This is a genomic window from Pseudonocardia sp. EV170527-09 (assembly GCF_008369905.1).
Taxonomy (GTDB): domain Bacteria; phylum Actinomycetota; class Actinomycetes; order Mycobacteriales; family Pseudonocardiaceae; genus Pseudonocardia.
Map to the genome: position 1 here is coordinate 23,665 of NZ_VRMC01000048.1, position 22,069 is coordinate 45,733.

General features: G+C 73.5%; 24 protein-coding genes. 13 read left to right on the forward strand and 11 right to left on the reverse strand.

The window, feature by feature from the left end; all coding sequences use genetic code 11:
- Window positions 1-14 precede the first annotated feature (14 nt).
- Window positions 15-776 carry a class I SAM-dependent methyltransferase gene (locus FVA95_RS16290; protein ID WP_149664985.1) on the reverse strand — a complete coding sequence of 254 codons (762 nt, stop codon included), beginning with the start codon at window positions 774-776 and terminating at the stop codon, window positions 15-17.
- Window positions 777-956: 180 nt separating this feature from the next.
- Here FVA95_RS16290 and lysS point away from each other — a divergent pair, with 180 nt between their 5' ends.
- From lysS to FVA95_RS16310, 4 genes are all read left to right on the forward strand, one after another.
- On the forward strand, window positions 957-2,414 hold the full coding sequence (gene lysS, locus FVA95_RS16295) for a lysine--tRNA ligase (protein ID WP_149665003.1): 1,458 nt from the start codon (window positions 957-959) through the stop codon (window positions 2,412-2,414).
- 276 nt (window positions 2,415-2,690) lie between these two features.
- Window positions 2,691-3,038: an Lsr2 family protein gene (locus FVA95_RS16300; RefSeq protein ID WP_020622267.1), complete on the forward strand. Its 348-nt coding sequence runs from the start codon at window positions 2,691-2,693 to the stop codon at window positions 3,036-3,038.
- Window positions 3,039-3,116: 78 nt separating this feature from the next.
- Window positions 3,117-3,944 (forward strand): siderophore-interacting protein, encoded by an 828-nt coding sequence (locus tag FVA95_RS16305; protein ID WP_149664986.1) that lies wholly within the window; start codon window positions 3,117-3,119, stop codon window positions 3,942-3,944.
- 232 nt (window positions 3,945-4,176) lie between these two features.
- A complete protein-coding gene (locus FVA95_RS16310; protein WP_060714044.1) occupies window positions 4,177-6,720 on the forward strand; it encodes an ATP-dependent Clp protease ATP-binding subunit in 2,544 nt (847 codons plus the stop codon).
- 70 nt (window positions 6,721-6,790) lie between these two features.
- On the opposite strand, the gene FVA95_RS16315 is transcribed toward FVA95_RS16310, so the two are convergent.
- Window positions 6,791-7,468: a nucleoside/nucleotide kinase family protein gene (locus FVA95_RS16315; protein WP_370460870.1), complete on the reverse strand. Its 678-nt coding sequence runs from the start codon at window positions 7,466-7,468 to the stop codon at window positions 6,791-6,793.
- Between the two features lie 254 nt (window positions 7,469-7,722).
- On the opposite strand from FVA95_RS16315, the gene FVA95_RS16320 reads away from it, so the two are divergent.
- Window positions 7,723-8,223 carry an FKBP-type peptidyl-prolyl cis-trans isomerase gene (locus tag FVA95_RS16320; protein WP_149664988.1) on the forward strand — a complete coding sequence of 167 codons (501 nt, stop codon included), beginning with the start codon at window positions 7,723-7,725 and terminating at the stop codon, window positions 8,221-8,223.
- A 142-nt stretch (window positions 8,224-8,365) separates the two neighbouring features.
- Window positions 8,366-9,295, forward strand: coding sequence for a YihY/virulence factor BrkB family protein (locus FVA95_RS16325; protein WP_149664989.1), 930 nt, complete (start codon window positions 8,366-8,368; stop codon window positions 9,293-9,295).
- 5 nt (window positions 9,296-9,300) lie between these two features.
- On the opposite strand, the gene FVA95_RS16330 is transcribed toward FVA95_RS16325, so the two are convergent.
- Window positions 9,301-10,776, reverse strand: a complete 1,476-nt coding sequence (locus tag FVA95_RS16330) for a helix-turn-helix domain-containing protein (RefSeq protein WP_149664990.1) — start codon at window positions 10,774-10,776, stop codon at window positions 9,301-9,303.
- Between the two features lie 191 nt (window positions 10,777-10,967).
- On the opposite strand from FVA95_RS16330, the gene FVA95_RS16335 reads away from it, so the two are divergent.
- The 3 genes from FVA95_RS16335 to FVA95_RS16345 are packed head-to-tail and all read left to right on the forward strand — an operon-like array spanning window position 10,968 to window position 13,537.
- Window positions 10,968-12,491, forward strand: coding sequence for an aldehyde dehydrogenase family protein (locus FVA95_RS16335; protein WP_020626792.1), 1,524 nt, complete (start codon window positions 10,968-10,970; stop codon window positions 12,489-12,491).
- Window positions 12,491-12,892, forward strand: coding sequence for a DUF779 domain-containing protein (locus FVA95_RS16340; RefSeq protein ID WP_060714052.1), 402 nt, complete (start codon window positions 12,491-12,493; stop codon window positions 12,890-12,892). The genes FVA95_RS16335 and FVA95_RS16340 overlap by 1 nt, the downstream gene beginning before the upstream one ends.
- A gap of 60 nt (window positions 12,893-12,952) precedes the next feature.
- Complete coding sequence (locus FVA95_RS16345) at window positions 12,953-13,537, forward strand: cysteine hydrolase family protein (protein ID WP_149664991.1); 585 nt, start codon at window positions 12,953-12,955, stop codon at window positions 13,535-13,537.
- A gap of 31 nt (window positions 13,538-13,568) precedes the next feature.
- Here the strand turns inward: FVA95_RS16345 and FVA95_RS16350 are convergent, their stop codons facing one another.
- The 5 genes from FVA95_RS16350 to FVA95_RS16370 form a co-directional block, all read right to left on the reverse strand.
- On the reverse strand, window positions 13,569-14,309 hold the full coding sequence (locus tag FVA95_RS16350) for a Sir2 family NAD-dependent protein deacetylase (RefSeq protein WP_149664992.1): 741 nt from the start codon (window positions 14,307-14,309) through the stop codon (window positions 13,569-13,571).
- Between the two features lie 113 nt (window positions 14,310-14,422).
- Complete coding sequence (locus FVA95_RS16355; protein ID WP_075312689.1) at window positions 14,423-14,740, reverse strand: antibiotic biosynthesis monooxygenase; 318 nt, start codon at window positions 14,738-14,740, stop codon at window positions 14,423-14,425.
- Between the two features lie 10 nt (window positions 14,741-14,750).
- Window positions 14,751-15,104 (reverse strand): MmcQ/YjbR family DNA-binding protein, encoded by a 354-nt coding sequence (locus FVA95_RS16360; RefSeq protein ID WP_075309687.1) that lies wholly within the window; start codon window positions 15,102-15,104, stop codon window positions 14,751-14,753.
- Window positions 15,105-15,113: 9 nt separating this feature from the next.
- Entirely contained in the window at window positions 15,114-15,647 is a 534-nt protein-coding gene (locus FVA95_RS16365; RefSeq protein ID WP_149664993.1) for a 2'-5' RNA ligase family protein, read from the reverse strand.
- 12 nt (window positions 15,648-15,659) lie between these two features.
- Complete coding sequence (locus FVA95_RS16370) at window positions 15,660-16,523, reverse strand: A/G-specific adenine glycosylase (RefSeq protein WP_149664994.1); 864 nt, start codon at window positions 16,521-16,523, stop codon at window positions 15,660-15,662.
- A 779-nt stretch (window positions 16,524-17,302) separates the two neighbouring features.
- On the opposite strand from FVA95_RS16370, the gene FVA95_RS16375 reads away from it, so the two are divergent.
- The gene (locus tag FVA95_RS16375) at window positions 17,303-17,737 is read left to right on the forward strand and encodes a hypothetical protein (RefSeq protein WP_149664995.1); all 435 of its coding nucleotides are present in this window, start codon (window positions 17,303-17,305) and stop codon (window positions 17,735-17,737) included.
- Between the two features lie 3 nt (window positions 17,738-17,740).
- Here the strand turns inward: FVA95_RS16375 and radA are convergent, their stop codons facing one another.
- Window positions 17,741-19,045 (reverse strand): DNA repair protein RadA, encoded by a 1,305-nt coding sequence (radA, locus tag FVA95_RS16380; RefSeq protein ID WP_240051540.1) that lies wholly within the window; start codon window positions 19,043-19,045, stop codon window positions 17,741-17,743.
- Window positions 19,046-19,116: 71 nt separating this feature from the next.
- Window positions 19,117-19,854, reverse strand: coding sequence for a copper chaperone PCu(A)C (locus tag FVA95_RS16385; protein WP_149664997.1), 738 nt, complete (start codon window positions 19,852-19,854; stop codon window positions 19,117-19,119).
- 345 nt (window positions 19,855-20,199) lie between these two features.
- On the opposite strand from FVA95_RS16385, the gene FVA95_RS16390 reads away from it, so the two are divergent.
- From FVA95_RS16390 to ispF, 3 genes are read left to right on the forward strand one after another with little or no spacing between them, the layout of a single operon-like run.
- Complete coding sequence (locus FVA95_RS16390; protein ID WP_020625956.1) at window positions 20,200-20,691, forward strand: CarD family transcriptional regulator; 492 nt, start codon at window positions 20,200-20,202, stop codon at window positions 20,689-20,691.
- 5 nt (window positions 20,692-20,696) lie between these two features.
- Window positions 20,697-21,413, forward strand: coding sequence for a 2-C-methyl-D-erythritol 4-phosphate cytidylyltransferase (ispD, locus tag FVA95_RS16395; protein ID WP_149664998.1), 717 nt, complete (start codon window positions 20,697-20,699; stop codon window positions 21,411-21,413).
- Window positions 21,410-21,877 (forward strand): 2-C-methyl-D-erythritol 2,4-cyclodiphosphate synthase, encoded by a 468-nt coding sequence (gene ispF, locus FVA95_RS16400; RefSeq protein ID WP_149664999.1) that lies wholly within the window; start codon window positions 21,410-21,412, stop codon window positions 21,875-21,877. Before ispD ends, ispF begins: the two co-directional genes overlap by 4 nt.
- Before the next feature lie 22 nt (window positions 21,878-21,899).
- On the opposite strand, the gene FVA95_RS16405 is transcribed toward ispF, so the two are convergent.
- A partial coding sequence (locus tag FVA95_RS16405; protein WP_149662779.1) for an integrase core domain-containing protein occupies window positions 21,900-22,069 on the reverse strand: 170 nt, incomplete at its 5' end.

The window sequence follows — 22,069 nt, forward strand, 5'->3', positions numbered from 1 at the left end:
GCTGCCGACGGGGCTCAGGCGCGCCGGGCCCGCCAGACGATGGTGCGCATCGGCATCGTGAACCGGCCGTCGGCGTCGGCGACCCGCTCACGTAGGAAGCCGCGCACGGCGGCGAACACCGCGTCGCGCTCGTCGGGGGTGCTCAGGAGCGCCCAGGAGTGGGTGGCGATGTCGGCGACGTGCTCCTCGACGCCGGTCGCCCGCGACCAGGTGACCCGCTCCTGGTGCGCGTCGGTGAACCAGGGCGCGCCAGGTAGTCGGGTGGGGCTGCCACCTCCGGCCGGGTTGTCGGGCACCCGCCGTCCGTGCACGCTCAGCTCGCCGAGGTCGCGGATCCATGCGACCCCGTCGTCACCACCGTTCCACAGCCCGGCCAGCACCCCGCCGGGGCGCAGCACCCTGGCGATCTCCGGTACGGCCCGGTCCAGGTCGAACCAGTGCAGGGCCTGCCCGACCAGCACGGCGTCGACGTCGCCGTCGGGCAGCGGGATCGTCTCCGCGGACCCGGCCCTGGCGTCGGCGCCGGGGGTGCGTGCCCGCAGCACCGCGAGCATCTCCGGGTCCGGTTCCACCGCCACGACGTCGAGCCCGCGCGCCACCAGTGACCGGGTCAGCTTCCCGGTCCCCGCGCCCAGGTCGAGGACCCGCACCCGCCCCGGGCCGGTCCCGGCCAGCGCCAGGTCGACGGCGGCGTCGGGGTAGGAGGGCCGGTGGTCGTCGTAGGCAGGGGCGACGGCGCCGAACGTGCGGCCGTGGTCCACCTCGTCGTCGGGCACCGTCCCACGGTAGGCCGGTGATCGGCCGCCGCGCGAGGTCCCGACGCCCCGCCGCGTGCGCCGGTCGCCGGGCAGGGGGGTGACGACGGGCGCTCCCGGGTACCGCCGATAGCCTGACCTGCCGTGAACACTCCCGGCACCCCGACCGACCCGGCGACCGAGGCCGACCTCCCCGAGCAGATGCGGGTGCGCCGGGCCAAGCGCGCGGAGCTGATCGCCGCGGGCACCGACCCGTACCCCGTCGAGGTCCCCCGCACGCACTCGCTGCGCCAGGTCCGCGAGGCCCACCCGGACCTGCCCGCGGACACCGCGACGGGCGAGACCGTGGCCGTCGCCGGCCGGGTGATCTTCGTGCGGAACACCGGCAAGCTCTGCTTCGCGACGCTGCGCGAGGGCGACGGCACCGAGCTGCAGGCCATGCTCTCCCTCGACCGGGTCGGCGCCGACGCGCTGGCCGGCTGGAAGGCCGTCGTGGACATGGGTGACTTCGTCGCGGTGCGCGGCGAGGTCATCACTTCGCGGCGGGGCGAGCTCTCGGTGATGGTCGACGAGTGGTCGGTCGCCGCGAAGTCGGTCCGGCCGCTGCCGACCGTGCACAAGGAGCTCTCCGAGGAGAACCGGGTCCGGCAGCGCTACGTCGACCTCATCCTGCGTCCGCAGGCCCGCGAGACCGTGCGCGCGCGGTCCACCGTGCTGCGGACCGTCCGCGAGTCGCTCACCGGCCGCGACTTCATCGAGGTCGAGACGCCGATGCTGCAGAACCTGCACGGCGGCGCCACCGCGCGCCCGTTCGTCACGCACGCGAACGCACTCGACTCCGATCTGTATCTGCGGATCGCCCCGGAGCTGTTCCTGAAGCGTTGCGTGGTCGGCGGTATCGAGCGCGTCTTCGAGCTGAACCGGGTGTTCCGGAACGAGGGCATCGACTCCACGCATTCCCCGGAGTTCGCGATGCTGGAGGCCTACCAGGCCTACGCGACCTACGACGACATGGCGGTCCTGACCCGTGAGCTGATCCAGGCCTCGGCACGGGCGCTGTTCGGTTCCACCACGGTGCGCCACCACGACGGCACGGAGCACGATCTCGGTGGCGAGTGGCGTTCGGTGACCATCTACGGATCGGTGTCCGAGGCCGTCGGCCAGGATGTGACGCCGGACACCGAACTGACTGAACTGCAACGGATCGCGCACGAGCACGACGTCGACATCACCGATTATCCGACGGCCGCCCAGATCGTGCTCGAGTTGTTCGAGAAGCTGGTCGAGCACACCCTGCTCGAGCCCACCTTCGTGCGGGACTTCCCGGTCGAGGTGCGGCCGCTGACCCGTGCGCACCGCGACGACCCCCGGCTGTCGGAGTCCTGGGACCTGATCGTCTTCGGGGTGGAGCTGGCCACGGCCTACTCCGAGCTGGTGGACCCCGTTGAGCAGCGGGAACGCCTGTACGCCCAGTCGCTCAAGGCCGCGGCGGGCGACCCGGAGGCCATGCAGCTCGACGAGGACTTCCTGCGTGCCATGGAGTACGGCATGCCGCCCACCGGCGGCATGGGAATGGGTATCGACCGTCTGCTGATGACACTGACCGGCCTCGGAATCCGCGAGACGATCCTGTTCCCGCTGGTCCGCGGGGAGTCCTGAACCGGTTCCGAACGCACATCCGACGACGTCCCCGGCCGCGAACAGCGACCGGGGACGTCGTGTTTGTCGGACCCGTACGAGTGGTGTGGGGCTCGTTTCGCCGCATTCTCCCGACCCGGGTCGACGCCACGATCATTTCTCGGATACTCTCTGATTCGAGTCGGAACCGGTACCCGGTGGTGTCGTATTGCGTCCTGCTATTGCGTCGCGCAGTCGCCGATGTCGGCCCCGGTCCCTCATCATGAACGTGTTCGGCCATTCAAGGAGGCTGCGGAGATGGCGCAGATCAAGGAAGTCCGGCTCGTCGACGATCTGACCGGTGACGCGGCGGACGAGACGATCGAGTTCGGTATCGACGGGCGCAACTACGAGATCGACCTGTCCGACGGGAACGCGAAGAAGCTGCGCGACGTGCTCGCCGACTACGTCGCCGCGGCCCGCCGGGCCGGGGGCGCGACCCGGCGTCGCGGCAGCGGCTCGGCGAGCACGGCGGCCCGCCGCCCGTCGGTCGACCGCGAGCAGAACCAGGCGATCCGCGAGTGGGCCCGCAACCGCGGGATGAAGGTCTCCGACCGCGGCCGCATCCCGGCCGAGGTCCTCGAGGCCTACCACCAGGAGAACTAAGGTCTACCTCACCGAACGGGTCGGGGGAGGGGTACCGTCGCGACGGCCCCTTCCCCTTCGTCGTTGGGAGGCAGCCCGATGGCCCGCCCCGTCACCGATCTCCGGGTGCTCCGCACCGAACGCCTGAGCCCGCACATGGTGCGCGTCGTCGCCGGTGGCGACGGCCTGGCGGCGTTCCCCGACACGGAGTACACCGACCGCTACGTCAAGATCCTCTTCCCGCTCCCCGGCGTCGAGTACCCCGAGCCGCTGGACATGGACCGGGTGCACGCCGAGCTGCCGCGTGACCAGTGGCCCGCCCAGCGGACCTACACCGTCCGCTCGCTCGACCGCGCCGCCGGCGAGCTCGTCATCGACTTCGTCCACCACGGCGACACCGGCCTCGCCGGACCGTGGGCGGCCGCCGCCCGCCCGGGCGACCGGCTGCGGATGGTCGGCCCGGGCGGTGCCTACGCCCCAGACCCGGACGCCGACTGGCACCTGCTCGTGGGCGACGAGGCCGCACTGCCCGCGATCTGCGCCGCGCTCGAGCGGATCCCGGCCGACCGGCCGGTCGTCGCCGTCCTGCAGGTGGAGGCCCCCGGCGACGAGATCGCCGTGCCGGCCGGCCCCGGGGTGGACGTGCGGTGGCTGTACCGCAGCGACGCCGGGGGCGACCCGGACTCGGAGCAGCTGCCCGCCGTCGTCGCGGATCTGGAGTTCCTCCCCGGCCGTGTCCACGCCTTCGTGCACGGCGAGGCGATCGCCGTGCGCGAACTCCGCAGGCATCTCACCCGCGAGCGCGGCGTCGCCAAGGACGATCTGTCGATCTCCGGCTACTGGCGTCGTGGGCGCGACGAGGAGGGGTTCCGGCAGTTCAAGGCGGCCGAGCGGGAACGCGAGGAGGCCGCCGCCACGACCGGCTGACCGTCGCCGGGAACACGGCAGGTGTCCCCCGTGTTACCGCCGGCACGTACCCCGGTGCACGTCAGGTGGAGGCGCCGGGGCCCCTTCGACCGATACAGTGGTATGAGGTCTCCCGCGAGGGTGGCCTGGCGCGGTGTCACGCGAGGGCGCAGTGTCGGTTCGGGCGAGCCCCGGACCGTACGACAGATGCTGGTCGCGCCGTCAGTGAGGCGCAGCAGGCAAGGAGTGCGAATTGTTCGAGAGGTTCACCGACCGAGCGCGACGTGTTGTCGTCCTGGCCCAAGAAGAGGCCCGGATGCTCAACCACAACTACATCGGGACCGAGCACATCCTCCTTGGCCTGATCCACGAGGGAGAGGGCGTCGCCGCGAAGGCGCTCGAGTCCCTCGGTATCGCTCTGGAGGGCGTGCGACAGCAGGTCGAGGAGATCATCGGCCAGGGGCAGCAGGCCCCGTCCGGCCACATCCCCTTCACGCCCCGGGCGAAGAAGGTGCTGGAGCTGTCGCTGCGCGAGGCGCTGCAGCTCGGCCACAACTACATCGGGACCGAGCACATCCTGCTCGGGCTCATCCGTGAGGGCGAGGGCGTCGCGGCCCAGGTGCTGGTCAAGCTGGGCGCCGACCTCAACCGTGTCCGTCAGCAGGTGCTCCAGCTGCTGTCCGGCTACCAGGGCAAGGAGCCGCAGGAGAGCGGCACCGGTGGCCGTGGCGAGGGCACCCCGTCCTCGTCGCTGGTGCTGGACCAGTTCGGTCGCAACCTCACCCAGCAGGCCCGTGAGGGCAAGCTGGACCCGGTCATCGGCCGGGAGAAGGAGATCGAGCGGATCATGCAGGTCCTCTCGCGGAGGACCAAGAACAACCCGGTGCTGATCGGTGAGGCCGGCGTCGGCAAGACCGCCGCCGTCGAGGGCCTCGGCCAGGCGATCGTCAAGGGCGAGGTCCCGGAGACGCTGAAGGACAAGCAGCTCTACACCCTCGACCTGGGCTCGCTGGTCGCCGGTTCCCGCTACCGCGGTGACTTCGAGGAGCGCCTCAAGAAGGTGCTCAAGGAGATCCGCACCCGCGGCGACATCATCCTGTTCATCGACGAGATCCACACCCTGGTGGGTGCGGGTGCCGCCGAGGGCGCGATCGACGCCGCCTCGATCCTCAAGCCGATGCTGGCCCGCGGCGAGCTGCAGACCATCGGTGCGACGACGCTCGACGAGTACCGCAAGTACGTCGAGAAGGACCCCGCGCTGGAGCGCCGCTTCCAGCCGATCCAGGTGTCCGAGCCGTCGGTCGAGCACACGATCGAGATCCTGCGCGGGCTGCGTGACCGGTACGAGGCGCACCACCGCGTCACGATCACCGACGACGCGCTGACCTCGGCGGCGACGCTGGCCGACCGCTACATCAACGACCGCTTCCTGCCGGACAAGGCGATCGACCTGATCGACGAGGCCGGCGCCCGGATGCGCATCCGCCGGATGACCGCTCCGCCGGACCTGCGGGAGTTCGACGAGAAGATCGCGAACGTCCGCCGGGACAAGGAGTCGGCGATCGACGCGCAGGACTTCGAGCGGGCCGCGCACCTGCGCGACCAGGAGAAGACCCTGCTCGGCGAGAAGGCCGAGCGCGAGAAGCAGTGGAAGTCGGGCGACCTCGACGTCGTCGCGGAGGTCGACGGCGAGCAGATCGCCGAGGTGCTGGGGAACTGGACCGGCATCCCGGTGTTCAAGCTGACCGAGGAGGAGACGACCCGTCTGCTCAAGATGGAGGACGAGGTCCACAAGCGGATCATCGGCCAGGAGGACGCGGTCCGCTCCGTCTCGCAGGCGATCCGTCGTACCCGCGCCGGTCTGAAGGACCCGAAGCGCCCGTCCGGCTCGTTCATCTTCGCCGGCCCGTCCGGTGTCGGTAAGACCGAGCTGTCCAAGGCGCTCGCGAACTTCCTGTTCGGCGAGGACGACGCGCTCATCCAGATCGACATGGGTGAGTTCCACGACCGCTACACCGCCTCGCGGCTGTTCGGTGCCCCTCCCGGGTACGTCGGCTACGAGGAGGGCGGCCAGCTCACCGAGAAGGTGCGGCGCAAGCCGTTCTCGGTGGTGCTGTTCGACGAGATCGAGAAGGCGCACCAGGAGATCTACAACACGCTCCTGCAGGTGCTCGAGGACGGCCGTCTCACCGACGGCCAGGGCCGCACGGTCGACTTCAAGAACACCGTGCTGATCTTCACCTCGAACCTGGGCACCCAGGACATCTCGAAGGCCGTGGGGCTGGGCTTCTCCTCCGGCGGCGACGAGAAGTCGAACTACGAGCGGATGAAGACGAAGGTCAACGACGAGCTGAAGAAGCACTTCAGGCCGGAGTTCCTCAACCGCATCGACGACATCATCGTCTTCCACCAGCTCAACCAGGAACAGATCATCCAGATGGTCGACCTGATGATCGGGCGGGTGGAGAAGCAGCTGGCGAACAAGGACATGGGCATCGAGCTCACCGACAACGCCAAGAAGCTGCTGGCCCACCGCGGGTTCGACCCCGTCCTCGGCGCCCGGCCGCTGCGCCGGACGATCCAGCGGGAGATCGAGGACCAGCTGTCGGAGAAGATCCTGTTCGGCGAGATCGAGGCCGGACAGATCGTCATCGTCGACGTCGAGGGCCTCGACACCTCCGCGGAGGAGGGCTCCAACGCCTGGTCGGACAAGGCCAAGTTCACCTTCCGCGGTGAGCGCAAGCCGTCCGAGCCGGTGCCGGACTCCCCGCCGACCGCGCTGGCCGGCGAGGAGTAGCAGGACCCACGCACGACGACGGCGGGCCGTCCCGGGAGTTCCCGGGGCGGCCCGCCGTCGTGTGCGGGGTCTACGCCGAGCGCAGCGCGACGACCAGGTCGGCCCGGTCCCGGGAGGCCTCGACCAGGCGGGCGTTCGGCTCGTCGGTCCGTTCCACCCAGGTCCGCGCCGCCTCCGGGGTCTTGCCGAAGTGCACGTGCCGGGCGACCAGGCGTTCCAGCCGGAGCGCCTCGTCGGTCTCGTGGAACCACACCGCGTCGAACCCGGCCCGCACCGCCCGCCAGGTGGGGGTGTCGAGCAGCAGGTAGTTGCCCTCGCTGACCACGAGGCGGCACTCCGGGTGCACCGGGATGGACCCGGCCACGGGCTGCTCGATCTCCCGGTCGAACGCCGGGGCGTACACGGGGCCCGCGTCGTCGGTGGGGGTGGCCCGCAGGCGGGCGAGCAGTGCGGCGTAGCCGTCGGCGTCGAAGGTGTCCGGGGCGCCCTTGCGGTAACGGCGGCCCAGCCGGTCCAGCTCGACGTCGGCGAGGTGGTAGCCGTCCATCGGGACGTGGGCGACCCGGCCCGGGCCGAGCCCGGCCGGGGGCGTGGCGGCAAGCGCGCGGACCAGGGCCAGCGCGACGGTCGTCTTCCCGGCCCCGGGCGAGCCCGCGATGCCCAGCAGCGCCCGTCGTCGTCCGGCGGTGAGCGCCCGCGCGCGCTCCACCAGCTCGTCGAAGCGGTCGATCCGTGCCGGGGTGTCCACGGCCGTCATTCTCGCCCCCCTGCGGCCGGGTTCCGCCCATGGCAACACCTCCTCCGAGGAGTACGCCTGACCGGCTGACCGCTCATCCGGCCGGCGTTCTCGGGCAGGACCCACAGCCGGGTGACGGTGGGGGCGAGGATCCCGGCGTTCGCACCCGATCGACGCGCTCGACGCCCGGGTGGACGCGCTCCTCGCGACGGCCTGGGGCCGAGCCCGCCACGACGCGGGGTGACGGCGTCCCTAAGGTCTGCTCCATGCGCTCCCTCGCCGTCCTCGGCCTGCTCGTCGCTCTGGCGGGCTGTTCCTCCCCGGCCCCCGCACCGGCGGCCGCCCCCGCGCCACCGCCCGTCTGCACGGTGGACGACATCGGGGTGGCGGGGGACCCCGGCAGCAAGCCGACGATCACCGTGCCGGACACCTGCACCCCGCCCGCGCAGCTCCTGAGCAAGGACCTCGTGGTCGGCACCGGGCCCGAGGTCGTCCTCGGCTCCACCGTGCAGACCCACTACGACCTCGTGACCTGGTCGGACAAGCGGGAGCTCGACGCCTCCTGGTTCCGCGGCGAGACCTTCCCCCTGGAGAACGTGGGCGACGCCCCGGTCATCGACGGCTGGAACGAGGGCGTGGTCGGCATGTGCGAGGGCGGCCGCCGACTGCTGGTGATCCCGCCGGACAAGGCGTACGGGCCGGGCGGCCGCGGTATCGCGCCCAACGAGACCCTCGTCTTCGTCGTGGACGCCGTCCAGGTGTCCTGAGCTCCGTCCGGGCGGTCCGCCGGCACTCGTCGTCGCGGTCACGGGCCTGCTCCGGTTCGACCCGCACCGCCGGGGCCTCCGAGGGGGCAGGAGCTCGCCGCGGTGCAGGGTGGCGGCGTCCTCCTGCGGCTAGGTTCTGCGCATGAGCTCGGTGCGCCCGGTCCCCGAGACCCGGCTGATGACCGGCGAGGAGCTCTCCGCCGACGACGCCGCCCACACCCTGCGCCGTTACGGCCTGGGGCACCTGCTGTCCGCGGGTTTCCTGCGCTTCCGCTACGGCGACGGCTTCTCCCACGCCCGCGCGTTCGGCCTGCAGCTCGCGCTCGCCGCCGTCCCGCTGATCATCGCCGGGGTCGGACTGTCCGCCGCGGCGGGCGCCCAGGGGGCCTCGGAGGTCGTCGCCCGGACGGTGCTGGCGCTGTCCCCGGGCACCAGCGACGAGCTGGTCGCGGACGCGGTCGGCGGCTCGGGCGCGACGGGCACCGGCGCCGGCGCCGCCGATCCGGAGGACCCCGGTGAGCAGCTCGAACGCGACGACACCCCCACCGGGGAACGCGGTGAGCTGGTGCTCGTGCTCGGCCCGCTCACCGCGTTCGCCGCGGCCACCTCGGCGTTCGCGCAGCTGGAGCGGGGCGCGAACCGGATCTACGGCACCGAGCGGGACCGGCCCGCGCTCGCCAAGTACGCGCGTGCCGCGGCGCTCACCGCCACGGCGGGCGTCGCGATGGCGGGCGTCGCGATGGCGGCCGGGTTGCTGCTGCGGTTCGCGCCACGCCGCCGTCAGCCGGGGTTGTCCTGGCTCGGCGTCGGGGCGGCGGCGACGGTCCTGATGTGGCTGGTCGCGTCCGGGCTGCTGGGGCTCTACGTCGCGGTCGCCGACACCTTCGGCGAGACCTACGGCCCGCTGACGGCGGTGATGGCCCTGCTGATCTGGGCGAACATCACCGGGGTCGCGTTGCTGGCCGGGGTGGCGCTGTCCGCGCAGCTGGAGGCGGTGCGGGCCGGCGAGGAGGACCCGCGACTGCCCGACTCCGACGACGACGGCATCCCCGACCACACCGACCCGGGCTGAGGCCCTCAGCCGAGCTCGTCGCGCCGCGGGTCCGACGACGGCAGCAGGCCCCGCAGCCGGTGGCGCAGCTCCTCGTCGTCGGTGCCCGCGGTCCGACCGGCCCGGACCAGGGTCCACAGCGCGTCCGGGTCGTCGGCCCGCAGCAGCGCCGACCGGACCGCGACGGCGAGCTGCTCGCGGGCCCGGCGGATCTCCGGTGCGTCGGAGGTCGGCAGCAGCGGCCCGCGGGCGGCCTCGGCCGCGGCGTCGCGGACCCGGCCCTCCCGCAGCGCCGCGCGCAGCCGGAGGAAGTCGGCGTCGACGTCGGCGACGAGCCGGTAGGGCTGGGTCCGCACCGTGTCCTCACCGACGGCGCGCCGCAGCCGGTGCACCTCGGCGCGCACGGTGATCGCGCGGCCGCCGTCGCCGTAGAGGGCGGCGGCGAGCTGGTCGGCGGTCAGTCCCTCCGGGTGCAGTGCCAGCAGCGCGAGGACCTCGGCGTGGCGCAGGCCCAGACGCACCGGGCGCCCGTCCCGGCGGGCGACGACGGGGGTCCGCGCCCCGAGCAGCGGCAGGGTCAGCGCCGTCCGCGCGGGCCCGCCCGCGGCCAGCCGCAGCAGCCAGCCCTCGCCCAGCGGCTCCAGCACCCCCGCGACGGACCCGCCGCCCGCCGGCGCCCCGCCCACCACGACGCCGTCGACGACGACCCGGTCCCCGCCGTCGGGCAGGGCGATCCGCTCCGGGAACTCACTGCCCGGCGACGCGGCCAGCACCCGCCCGTGCGCGGACAGCAGCGCGCCCGGGGTGCTCCCGAGCCGGGTCAGGTGCGGCCAGTACTCCTCGCGCAGCCGCCGGTCGTGGGCCTCGGCGATGGCCAGCAACCGGTGCTCGGCCAGCCGCGCGGCCGCGGTGACCAGCGCCAGCGTCGTCGGGTGGAAGCTATCCTCCGGACCGGTGACGTCGACGGTGCCCACCACCTGCCCGGTCGCGGGGTCGCGCACCGGCGCGGCCGCGCAGGTCCACGGGTGGTAGGCGCTGACCAGGTGCTCGGCGGAGTGGATGCGGACCGGGGCGGCGCCGGCCAGCGCGGTGCCCATCGCGTTGGTGCCGACGGCGTCCTCGCTCCACCGGGTGCCCTCCACCAGGTCGACCCGCTCGGCGCGGGTCAGCACCGCGCGGGCGCCCTCGCGCCACAGGATCCGCCCGCGCCCGTCGGTCACGACCATCATGTGCCGGGCCTGTTCGGCGGCGTCGGTCAGCGTGTCGCGCAGCACCGGCAGCACGGACGCGAGGGGGTGCGCCGCCCGCCGGTCGGTGAGTTCGGCGCGGTCGTAGTCGTGCGGGGGACGGGCGCGTTCCGGGTCGACCGCCGCGGCCAGCGAGCGGGCCCAGGAGGCGCGGACCTCGGGCCGGACCCCGGCGGGGTGCGCGCCGGGGGAGCCGCCGAGCAGGGCGTCGCGCGCCCGCTCGTACACCCGGCGATCCGCGTGCTCCGCTGCCACGTCCTCACCTTACGGTCAGCTTTGCCTTACCTGAATCGAATCCGCGTGATCGGCACTCACCGGAGGGTGAGGTTCCGCATCTGCGTGCAACTTCTGTGCAACCCCCACCTTCCTAGTGTCGGCGGTCACGCGCAACGTGCGTTCCGCACCGCGCCCTCGGTTCGACGAAGCACCTCAGGGAAGGACCATTCATGGCCGTCTACGCCAACCCCGGTCAGCCGGGCAGCGTCGTCTCCTTCAAGCCGCGCTACGAGCACTTCATCGGCGGCGAGTACGTCGCTCCGGTGAAGGGCCAGTACTTCGAGAACCCGACCCCGATCACCGGTGAGAACTTCACCGAGGTCGCCCGGGGCACCGCCGAGGACATCGAGAAGGCACTCGACGCCGCGCACGGCGCCGCCCCGGCGTGGGGGAAGACCTCCGCCGGTGAGCGGGCGAACATCCTGAACAAGATCGCCGACCGGGTCGAGGCCAACCTCGAGCTGATCGCGATCGCCGAGTCCTGGGACAACGGCAAGGCCTGCCGCGAGACCCTGGCCGCCGACATCCCGCTCGCCGTCGACCACCTGCGCTACTTCGCCGGTGCGATCCGGGCGCAGGAGGGCACGTCGTCGGAGATCGACGCCGACACCATCGCCTACCACTTCCACGAGCCGCTGGGCGTCGTCGGCCAGATCATCCCGTGGAACTTCCCGATCCTGATGGCGATCTGGAAGCTGGCCCCCGCGCTCGCCGCCGGCAACGCGATCGTCCTGAAGCCGGCCGAGCAGACCCCGGTCTCGATCCACGTGCTGCTCGAGCTGGTCGCCGACCTGCTCCCGCCGGGCGTGCTGAACGTCGTCAACGGCTTCGGGGTCGAGGCGGGCAAGCCGCTGGCGTCGAACAAGCGCATCCGCAAGATCGCCTTCACCGGTGAGACCACCACCGGCCGGCTGATCATGCAGTACGCCTCGGAGAACCTGATCCCGGTCACCCTGGAGCTCGGCGGCAAGAGCCCCAACATCTTCTTCGACGACGTCGCCTCGCAGCAGGACGCCTTCTACGACAAGGCGCTCGAGGGCTTCGCCATGTTCGCCCTCAACCAGGGCGAGGTCTGCACCTGCCCGTCGCGCGCGCTCATCCAGGGCGGCATCTACGACGAGTTCCTCCAGCAGGCCGTCAAGCGGGTCGAGCAGATCAAGCAGGGCAACCCGCTCGACACCGAGACCATGATCGGTGCGCAGGCCTCGAACGACCAGTTCGAGAAGATCCTGTCCTACATCGACATCGGCCGGCAGGAGGGCGCCAAGGTCCTCGCCGGTGGCGAGAAGGCCGAGATGGGCGGTGACCTCGCGGGCGGCTACTACATCAAGCCGACCGTGTTCGAGGGCAACAACCAGATGCGGATCTTCCAGGAGGAGATCTTCGGCCCGGTCGTCTCGGTGGCCCGCTTCACCGACTACGACGACGCCATGAAGATCGCCAACGACACGCTCTACGGCCTCGGCGCCGGCGTGTGGAGCCGCGACGCGAACACCGCCTACCGGGCGGGCCGCGAGATCCAGGCCGGCCGGGTGTGGGTGAACAACTACCACGCCTACCCGGCGCACGCGGCCTTCGGCGGCTACAAGCAGTCCGGCATCGGGCGCGAGAACCACAAGATGATGCTGGACCACTACCAGCAGACCAAGAACATCCTGCAGAGCTACTCGCCGAACGCGCTGGGCTTCTTCTGATGGGTGAGCCGGACGTCGGTGTCACCTCGACCGAGCGGGTGACGCTGACGCCGGCCGCCGCCGATCTGCTGGTCAGACTCACCGACCTGCACGGCCCGCTGATGTTCCACCAGTCCGGTGGGTGCTGCGACGGCAGCGCCCCGATGTGCTATCCGGACGGTGACTTCAAGACCGGCAACTCGGACGTCCACCTGGGCGACCTGCGGGTCGAGGGACTGGAGAAGCCGATCGGCTTCTGGATGTCGGCGTCGCAGTACGAGTACTGGAAGCACACGCATCTCACCGTCGACGTCGTGAAGGGACGCGGCAGCGGGTTCTCGGTCGAGGCGCCGGAGGGCGTCCGGTTCCTGATCCGCTCGCGGCTGTTCACCGACGACGAGTGGCGGGCGATGCAGGACTGATCCACCACGGCCCGGGGCATCCGCCCCGGGCCGTGGCCGTACCCGGGGCGAGGAGCACCGATGACGCACACCCTGCGCGGACTGATGGGCCTGCCGGCGGACCCGGCGCCGCTGTCCCGCTCCGCACTCATCATGATCGACCTGCAGAACACCTACACCGAGGGCGTGCTGCGGCTCGAGAACGTCGAGCCGGCCCTCGGCGAGGCGGCCGAGCTGCTCGACCGCGCCCGCTCCGCCGGGTCCCGGATCATCCACGTCCGGCACGACGCCGGTGCGGGCAGCCCGTACGACGTCACCGCGCCGATCGGTGCCATCCACGACTCGGTGGCCCCGCGCGACGGCGAGGCGGTGGTGACCAAGAACTTCCCCAGCGCGTTCGTCCACACCGGGCTGGCGGAGCTGCTGGAGGGCTACCAGGACCTCGTGCTCGCCGGGTTCATGACGCACATGTGCGTGAACTCCACCGCGCGCAGCGCGTTCTCCGGCGGCTACGTGCCGACCGTCGTCGCGGCGGCCACGGCCACCCGCGCCCTGCCCGGCGTGCACGGCACCGTCGCGGCGGCCGAGGTCCACGACGCGGCGTTGGCCGGCCTCGCCGACCTGCCCGCGATCGTCGTCCCGGACCAGAAGGCCGTCCCCTCCTGAGCCGCACCCCGCCCGGGCCCGGGCGGGCCGGTCAGAGGGCGGAGTCGATCGCGGCGAGGGTCGCGGCGGCGGGGGCCGGGATGCCGACACCGCGGCCGTGGCGCACCTGCGGCTCGCGGACGTTGATCCGTACCAGCGCGCCGGTCGCGGCCGAGGCCAGCTCCGAGCGGCGACGCACCGTGGGCAGGGCCCCGCCCGCCCCCAGCTCGACGACGACCACTCCGGCCCGGTGCGCCGCCAGCCAGTCCACGTGACGCTGCAGCGCCGTCGCCGCGTGGGAGTCGTCCCAGCCGCCGTCGCCGAACATCAGGATCGCCGGACGGGCGAGCCCGCCGCATCCCGGGCAGCGGGGCAGCTCACCGACGGCGCGCATGGTGGCCTCGTCGACCGGCACCTCGACGCCGTCGGCCGGCCACACGCCGTGGCCGCACAGGTGCAGGCACTGCAGGTGGTGGATGGAGCCGTGGACCTCGGCGACGTCCTCCGGGGCGAAGCCAGCCCGCTGGAACTGGCCGTCGACGTTCGAGGTGAACACGTTCGACGGCATCCGGTCGGCCCAGCGGCGCAGCACGGCGAACCCGGGGTGCGGCACGGTGTCCCGGTAGAGGTGCAGGCGGTGGCCGTAGAAGCCCCAGGCCAGCTCCGGGTCGTCGGCGAAGTGCTCCGGGTCGGCCAGCTCCTCGAAACGCAGCCCGAGGCGCGCATAGGGCGGGTAGGCCCGCCAGAAGCCCTCGCCGCCGCGGAAGTCCGGCAGCCCGGAGTCCACGCCCATCCCCGCGCCCGCGGTGATCAGCAGGGCGTCCGCGGCACGGACCAGGCGCGCCGCCGCGGCGATCTCGGTGGAGAAGGCCGCGGCGACCTCGCCGGGGTCGGGGCGCGGGTCGATCAGGACCCCGCCGCGATCTGCTGCAGGTCGACGACCTCGAACTCCAGCAGTGACGCGCCCTTGGCGACCGGCTGCGGCGAGCGCTCACCGGCGTGCGCCTCGGCGGCCGGCCCCGCGCGCCAGGCCTGGAAGTCCTCCTCGGTCTCCCAGCGGGTCACGACGAAGTACCGGTCGTCGCCGGACACCGGGCGTAGCAGCTCGAACCCGAGGAAGCCGGGCTGCCCGTCGACGGCGTGCAGGCGGTTCGCGAACCGCTTCTCCAGCTCGGGGCCCGCGTTCTCCGGGACCTCGATCGCGTTGATCTTCACAATGGCCATGCCCGCCACGTTATCCCCGCCCGGCCTCGTCGACGCGCATGCGCCACGCGTCACCGATCAGCTCGGCCAGCCGGCCGGTGTCCACCTGCTCCAGGCGGACGAGCACCAGCGGCCACGGTGCGTGCCCGGGGTCGGTGAAGAACAGGTCGGGCTCGCCGAGCAGCAGGGCCTGCTTCTCCGCCTCGTCGCCGACGTACAGCACCGCGACGTCGGTCCTGATCACCCGTCGTCTGCCGGGCACCCGCTCCGGCCACGACCACACGAAGCCCTTGCCGCGCACCCGGAAGTCGAACCCCTCGCTCGGGTTCTCGACGACGCCGTCGAGGGCGAGCGCGATCCGCCGCACGTCCTGTTCGTCCCCCACGGGGCAAGCCTAGGGGCGACGGGCGGGGCCCTCCGGCCGTGCTCCGAGGACCGCCGTCTCCCCGGTGCGTGAGTCGTGCAGCTCGACGGCGGTGATCCGCGCCCGCACCGGGGAGACCGGGTGCAGCAGTGCGAAGGCCTCGGCGGGCCGCCCGGTCGCCAGCACCACGTGCGGCAGCCAGGAGCCCGGCAGGTGCGCGGCGTGCGCGGCGTGCGCTCCCCGCACCCGTCCGGCCAGCGCGTCGTGCACGGCGGTGTGCACCGCCAGCACCTCGGGGTCGGTGACGGCGGTCAGCGCCAGCACCTCTGGTGCGTCCGGGCCGACCGAACCGAGGCCGGCCAGCCACAGCACCGGCAGCGCGACCAGCCGCAGCTGGGCGGACAGCTCGCGCACGGCGGTCGGCGGGATCGTGCCCGCCGCGGCGACGGTCACGTGCGGCGTCCCGGCCGGGACCGGGATCCCGGCAGCGGCGAGCCGGTCGCGCAGCGCGGTGAGCGCGGCGGCGCCGTCGTCGTCGAGCCGGAACCGGACGGTGCTGGGCATCGGGGCCGCCGCTCAGACGGGGAGGGCGAAGCGGCCGTCGTCGGTCTGCTCGGCCAGCCCGTCGACCAGCAGCGAGTGCAGGCACCGGTCGCGCTGGCCCGCATCCGACCAGACGGCGTCCAGCGCGGCCCGCTCGACCGGCCCGTGCGCGGTGCGCAGCACGTCCATGAGCCTGCCGCGCACCTGCCGGTCGGTGCCGGCGAAGCCCTGGACCGGCTTGCGCGGGCCGTCGTAGGCGGGGCGGCCTGCCGCCACCCAGGCGCAGCGGGCCGCGACCGGGCAGTCCGCGCAGCGCGGCGAGCGGGCGGTGCAGACCACCGCGCCCAGCTCCATCAGGCCGGCGGAGACGACGGCGGCCTCGGCGTCGTCGTCGGGCAGCAGCGCGTCGACGTCGGCCAGGTCGGCCCGGGTGCGGGCCGGCCCGGCGTCGCCCTGCCCGTGCACCGCGCGGGCCACCACCCGCCGGACGTTGGTGTCGACGACGGCGGCACGCAGGCCGAAGCCGAACGCCGCCACCGCCCGCGCGGTGTAGGAGCCGACGCCCGGGAGGGCCTCGAGGGCCTCGACGTCGGAGGGGACGGCGTCGCCGTGCTGCTCCGCGATCGACGCGGCCGCGTCGTGCAGCCGGATCGCGCGGCGCGGGTAGCCGAGCTTGCCCCAGGCCCGCAGCACGTCCGCGCGCGGCGCGGCCGCCAACGACGACGGCGCGGGCCAGCGCTCCATCCAGTCCCGCCAGACCGGCTCGACCCGAGCGACCGGGGTCTGCTGGAGCATGAACTCGCTGACGAGCACACCCCACGGGGTGGTCTCGGGGCGCCGCCACGGCAGGTCGCGGGCGTGCGCCCGGAACCACGGGGAGATCAGATCGGCCACCACCGCCCCAGTGTCGCGCGCCCCGGGCCGGGCCTCGGCGACGACCCCACCGGGGGAACGGGTCGGGCGCGGCGGCGTCGCGGGAAGCCGCCGCGGTCCCGGCATGTGGATCACGTCCCCTACCGCCTCCGCCACCGGGGCGCGCGCCACGACCGGGGCGGTTCCCCGCCGCCGGGGACCGGTCGGGACGGTGTCGCCGGACGACGGTGGTCACCCGAGGTCGACGAGTCACCTGCACGGGGGTCGGGCGATCCGGTTCGGCGACCCCGTCCGGGCCGGTCCGAGGAGCGCGCGGGCGACCGTTCCGCTGGTGCGCTCACCCGGTCGGGACGCGCGGGTCGCCCCCCCGGGTGGACCTCGCCGGGCATGTCCGGTCCCGGCGCGGCGTTGGCGACTTCGCGTAACCGGAGATCTACCGTCGGTGACATGCACCCGGTGGGTCCCCTGCCGGCGTCGGTCTACTGGCGTCGGCGCGCGTGCGCGGTCGGCGTCACGCTGCTCGCGCTCTTCGCGCTGCTGTGGCTGACCACCTGGGTGCTGGTCCCGCGGGGTTCCGACGAGCCCGCCGGGACGGCCGCACAGACGACCCCCCAGTCGTCGCAGACCACATCGGACACCGGGACGGCGGCCCCCGCGCCGTCCGCGGCGTCCCCGTCCCCGGCATCCCCAGCCCCGGGGACGGGGACGCCCCCGTCCGTGCCGCTCCCCGCCCCCGCCGCGCCCGGAACGCCTCCGGCCGCCGCGGCGGGGACGTCCGCCCCGACGACACACCACGCCCGTCCGTGCAGGTGCCGCAGGCGGCACCGTCCCCGCCGACCGGCCCGGTGCCCTGCACCGACGCCATGATCGAGGTGCGCGCCGAGACGGGGCAGCCCACCTATCCCGCCGGCGCGCGACCCGAGCTCCGGCTGGTCGTCACCAACGTCTCCGGTCAGCCCTGCGTGCGCGACCTCGACGGTGCCCAGCAGGAGATCGCGGTGTGGAGCGGCGACGGGGCGACCAAGCTCTGGTCGTCCAACGACTGCTCCAACCCGTCGTCGGACGATCTGCGGACCCTGGTGCCCGGCCAGCCGGTGGCCTTCGCCGTGACCTGGACCGGGCTCGGCTCCGAGCCCGGCTGCGCGGGCGAGCGCACCCGGGTGGGCCCCGGCGGCTACCGGGTCCTGGCCCGGCTCGACCAGGTCGTGAGCGAGCCCGTGCCGCTGCTCATGAGCTGAGGCTCAGCGGATGCGGGCCATGATCTCGCGCAGCGACGAGGCCTCGGTGATCTGCATGCCGGTGCGGCCGACCTCGGCCCCGGTCGGGACGATCGCCCGGGTGAAGCCCAGCCGCGCGGCCTCCGCGAGGCGCCGGTCCACCCCGTGCACCCGGCGCAGCTCGCCGGCCAGCCCGAGCTCGCCCAGCACGACGAGGTCCGCGGGCAGGGCCGCGTCCCGCTTCGCCGAGACGACCGCGAGCGCGATCGCGAGGTCGGCCGCGGGCTCGGTGATCCGCATCCCGCCGACGGTCGCGGTGTAGACCTCGGCGTCGTGCAGCTTGAGCCCGCCCCGCCGCTCCACGACGGCGAGCAGCATCGGCACCCGCGACGAGTCCAGCCCGGTCACCGCTCGGCGCGGGCTCGGGATGTTCGCACCCGCCACCAGCGCCTGCACCTCGGCCAGCAGCGGCCGTCGCCCGTCCATCACGACGGTCACCGCGGTCCCCGGCTGCACCGCGTCGGCGCCCTGGCCGAACCGGCCGAGGAACAGCCCCGAGGGGTCGGCGAGGCCGACGATGCCCGAGTCGCGCAGCTCGAAGCAGCCGACCTCGTCGGCCGGGCCGAACCGGTTCTTCACCCCGCGGACCATCCGCAGCGCCGAGTGCTTGTCGCCCTCGAAGTGCAGCACCACGTCGACCAGGTGCTCCAGCACCCGCGGGCCCGCGATGCCGCCGTCCTTGGTGACGTGGCCGACGAGCAGCACGGCCAGGCCGCGTTCCTTTGCCAGCGCGGTCAGTCCCACGGTCACCGCGCGGGTCTGGGTCACCCCGCCGGGGCTGCCGTCGACGGAGGCGGTGGACATGGTCTGGATCGAGTCCACGACCAGCAGCGACGGCCGCAGCGTGTCGACGTGGCCGAGCACCGACTCCAGATCGGACTCGGCGGCGAGGTAGAGCTCGTCGTGGACGCCGCCGGTGCGCTCGGCGCGCAGCCGCACCTGGCCCGCGGACTCCTCACCCGAGACGTACAGGACCCGGGACCGGGCCGCGGCCTGCGCGGCGACCTCCAGGAGCAGCGTCGACTTGCCGACGCCCGGCTCACCGGCCAGCAGGACCACCGCGCCCGGGACGAGCCCGCCACCGAGCACCCGGTCCAGCTCGTCGACGCCGGTCGGCCGGGCCCTGGCGGAATCCAGCTCCACCTCGGCGATCCGCCTGGCCGGGGTGCTGGGCGCCCCGGCGACGACGGTCCGGCCGCCCCCGCCGGTGCGCACCGGCTCGATCTGCTCCAGCGAGCCCCAGGCCTGGCAGCCCGGACAACGCCCCACCCACTGCGCCGTGCGGTGGTCGCACTCGGTGCAGCGGTAGCCGCCCGAGCGGGCGGCGCGGGACCGGGGGGTCAGTTGCCGGCGGCGCCGCCGGCGCCGCTGCCCTCGTTGCCGGGCGCGACGGGGGCGCCCTCACCGGCCGGGACCGGGTTCGGCCGGTCGACCGGCGGGGCCTCGGCCTGGCCGCCGGTCTCGGAGTTCACGCCGGTCTCGGCGCCGTTGGTGCCGGACTCCTCGGAGTCGAACGACGCCCGCTCCGGGGCGTGCCCCGACGAGCCCGCGGTGTGCGGCACGCCGGTCGGGACGGTGACGGTCACCGAGCCGGCCTTCTCGAACACGAAGGTCATCGGGATCTGCGCCCCGGCCGGGACCGGACGGGTCAGACCCTCGGCGACGAGCTGGACCCGCTTGGCGTTGGTCGGGGAGAGCTGCAGGTTGCCCGGCGAGACCAGCGCGATGTCCTGCGGCATGGTCGGGTCGCCCTGGATCTGCACCGACGCCGCGGCGGGGGAGGTGACCGACAGCAGGCGGTCGGCGACCGGAGCGGTGTTGACCAGGGTGGCGACGAGCGGTGCGGCGCCGCCCTGGCGGTACAGCGCGTCCGGACCGGCGGGCGCGGTCGGGTAGGCGACCTGCACGTCGCGCAGGTCGACCGAGCCGACCGTGGCGTTGGCGCCGTTCACGGCGGCGACCTGGCGGGAGGTCTGTGAGATCTGCCCGGTCCCGCAGCCGCTGAGCAGCAGGCCGGTCAGGGCGGCGGCGCCGGCGACCCCGGCCAGGGTCCGGGCGGAACGGCGGGTGCGGCTCACGGTCGTCGTGTCCTTCCTTGCCGGTGCCCCGAAGTGCTCCCGGCGCACGTGCTGGGTCTGTCGGGGAGCAGCCTAGTCGCGCGCTCCGACACGTCGCGCGGTCGGGCACCCGGGTGTGACGACCGCGTCCCCGCCGGACGGCGGGGACGGAAGACCCGGTGGTCCGGGACGTGACGCGGCGGCGACCGGCACGTGGCCGGGCGGCCCCGGACGGGCGCCACGCCCGCGGGGAACACGTTCCTCCGCCATTGTCAACCCCCTGACCTGCGACGACGGTGAAAGCCGGTCGCCGTCCCGCTCTGACGACGTGTTAATCTGGACGCAGCGAAAGGGGCCAGAGGACACATGGTTTTCAAGGTCGGAGAGACCGTCGTCTACCCGCACCACGGTGCCGCGCTCATCGAGGCGATCGAGACCCGGACGATCAAGGGCGAGGAAGTGCAGTACCTCGTCCTGAAGGTCCAGCAGGGTGATCTGACGGTGCGCATCCCCGCCGACAACGTCGAGGTGGTCGGTGTTCGTGACGTCGTGGGCCAGGAGGGACTGGATCGGGTCTTCGAGGTGTTGCGCGCGCCGCACACCGAGGAGCCCACGAACTGGTCGCGCCGGTACAAGGCGAACTGGGAGAAGCTCACGTCCGGCGACGTGAACAAGGTCGCCGAGGTCGTCCGCGACCTGTGGCGGCGAGAGAAGGACCGGGGCCTGTCCGCCGGTGAGAAGCGGATGCTGGCCAAGGCGAGGCAGATACTGGTCAGTGAGCTCGCACTGGCCGAGGGCACCGACGAGGAGCGGGCCGAGGTCCTGCTCGACGAGGTGCTCGCCACCGCGAACGCCTGACCGGCGTGCACGGACCGTCCTCCGGGGCGGGTGTCGTCGCGGTGCTTCCCGCGGCCGGTTCCGGAGTGCGGCTGGGCGCAGGTGTGCCCAAGGCGTTCGTCGGACTGGCCGGGGTTCCCATGCTGGTACGCGCGGTCGACGGCCTTCTCGCGTCCGACGTCGTCGGGCACGTGGTGGTCGTCGTCCCCGCGGACCAGGTGGACGGCGCCACGTCGATGCTGCCCGGACGCCCGGCGACCGTCGTCGCCGGCGGTGCCGACCGCACCGCCTCCGTCGCGGCGGGTCTCGCCGCGACCGGGCCGGACGCCGAGGTCGTGCTGGTGCACGACGCCGCGCGCCCGCTCACACCACCCGACGTCGTTCGCCGGGTGGTCGACGCCGTGCGCGCGGGCGCACCCGCCGTCATCCCGGTGCTCCCCGTGACCGACACGGTCAAGCGGGTCGACGCCGACGGCACAGTCGTGTCCACCGTGGACCGCTCGGAGCTGCGCGCGGTGCAGACCCCGCAGGGATTCCGCGCGGCCGACCTGCGTCGCGCGCACGCGGGCACGCCCGACCCCCGCACCGACGACGCCGGGCTGGTCGAGGCGCTCGGCGACCCGGTCGCCACCGTCGCCGGGGACCCGCTCGCGTTCAAGGTCACCACCGCGTGGGACCTGCGCATCGCCGAACTGCTGCTCGCCGGGGCGGGCCGCGTCACCGAGCACGAGGAACACGCATGAGGGTCGGGATCGGAACCGACGTGCACCCGGTCGAGCCGGGCCGCGACTGCTGGGTCGCGGGTCTGCTGTGGACCGGCACCGACGGGTGCGCCGGACACTCCGACGGCGACGTCGCCGCGCACGCCCTGTGCGACGCCCTGCTGTCCGCGGCCGGGCTGGGCGACCTGGGCGCGGTGTTCGGCACCGGCCGTCCGGAGTGGACGGGCGCGAGCGGGGCGACCCTGCTCGCCGAGGTCCGCCGCCTGCTCGCCCGCGACGGCTGGACCGTCGGCAACGCCGCGGTCCAGGTGATCGGGAACGACCCGAAGATCGGCACACGCCGGACCGAGGCCGAACGGGTGCTGTCGGAGGTGGTCGGCGGCCCGGTGTCGGTGTCCGGCACGACCACCGACGGGCTGGGGCTGACCGGACGCGGTGAGGGGCGCGCCGCCGTCGCGACGGCGCTGCTGCTCGCCGCGGACTAGAGCTCCGGGCCAGGGCTGCGGGCTAGGTGTGATGTCCAGGGAGGTTGGTCAGCCTGGTGACTGGTGGCTGGCCGCCGATGGCGGAGTGAGCGCGGTGGTGATTGTAGAAGTGCAGCCAGCCGGGTAGGGCGTCGTTGCGTTGGCGGGTCGACTCATAGAGTCGGGCGTAGGCCCAGCCGTCGGCCAGGGTCC

Coding starts and splice junctions, on each gene's coding strand:
- lysS (WP_149665003.1), top strand. CDS start 957: ATGCGGGTGCGCCGGGCCAAGCGCGCGGAGCTGATCGCCGCGGGCACC.
- FVA95_RS16300 (WP_020622267.1), top strand. CDS start 2,691: ATGGCGCAGATCAAGGAAGTCCGGCTCGTCGACGATCTGACCGGTGAC.
- FVA95_RS16305 (WP_149664986.1), top strand. CDS start 3,117: ATGGCCCGCCCCGTCACCGATCTCCGGGTGCTCCGCACCGAACGCCTG.
- FVA95_RS16320 (WP_149664988.1), top strand. CDS start 7,723: ATGCGCTCCCTCGCCGTCCTCGGCCTGCTCGTCGCTCTGGCGGGCTGT.
- FVA95_RS16325 (WP_149664989.1), top strand. CDS start 8,366: ATGAGCTCGGTGCGCCCGGTCCCCGAGACCCGGCTGATGACCGGCGAG.
- FVA95_RS16335 (WP_020626792.1), top strand. CDS start 10,968: ATGGCCGTCTACGCCAACCCCGGTCAGCCGGGCAGCGTCGTCTCCTTC.
- FVA95_RS16340 (WP_060714052.1), top strand. CDS start 12,491: ATGGGTGAGCCGGACGTCGGTGTCACCTCGACCGAGCGGGTGACGCTG.
- FVA95_RS16345 (WP_149664991.1), top strand. CDS start 12,953: ATGACGCACACCCTGCGCGGACTGATGGGCCTGCCGGCGGACCCGGCG.
- FVA95_RS16350 (WP_149664992.1), bottom strand. CDS start 14,309: ATGGGCGTGGACTCCGGGCTGCCGGACTTCCGCGGCGGCGAGGGCTTC.
- FVA95_RS16355 (WP_075312689.1), bottom strand. CDS start 14,740: ATGGCCATTGTGAAGATCAACGCGATCGAGGTCCCGGAGAACGCGGGC.
- FVA95_RS16365 (WP_149664993.1), bottom strand. CDS start 15,647: ATGCCCAGCACCGTCCGGTTCCGGCTCGACGACGACGGCGCCGCCGCG.
- FVA95_RS16390 (WP_020625956.1), top strand. CDS start 20,200: ATGGTTTTCAAGGTCGGAGAGACCGTCGTCTACCCGCACCACGGTGCC.
- ispF (WP_149664999.1), top strand. CDS start 21,410: ATGAGGGTCGGGATCGGAACCGACGTGCACCCGGTCGAGCCGGGCCGC.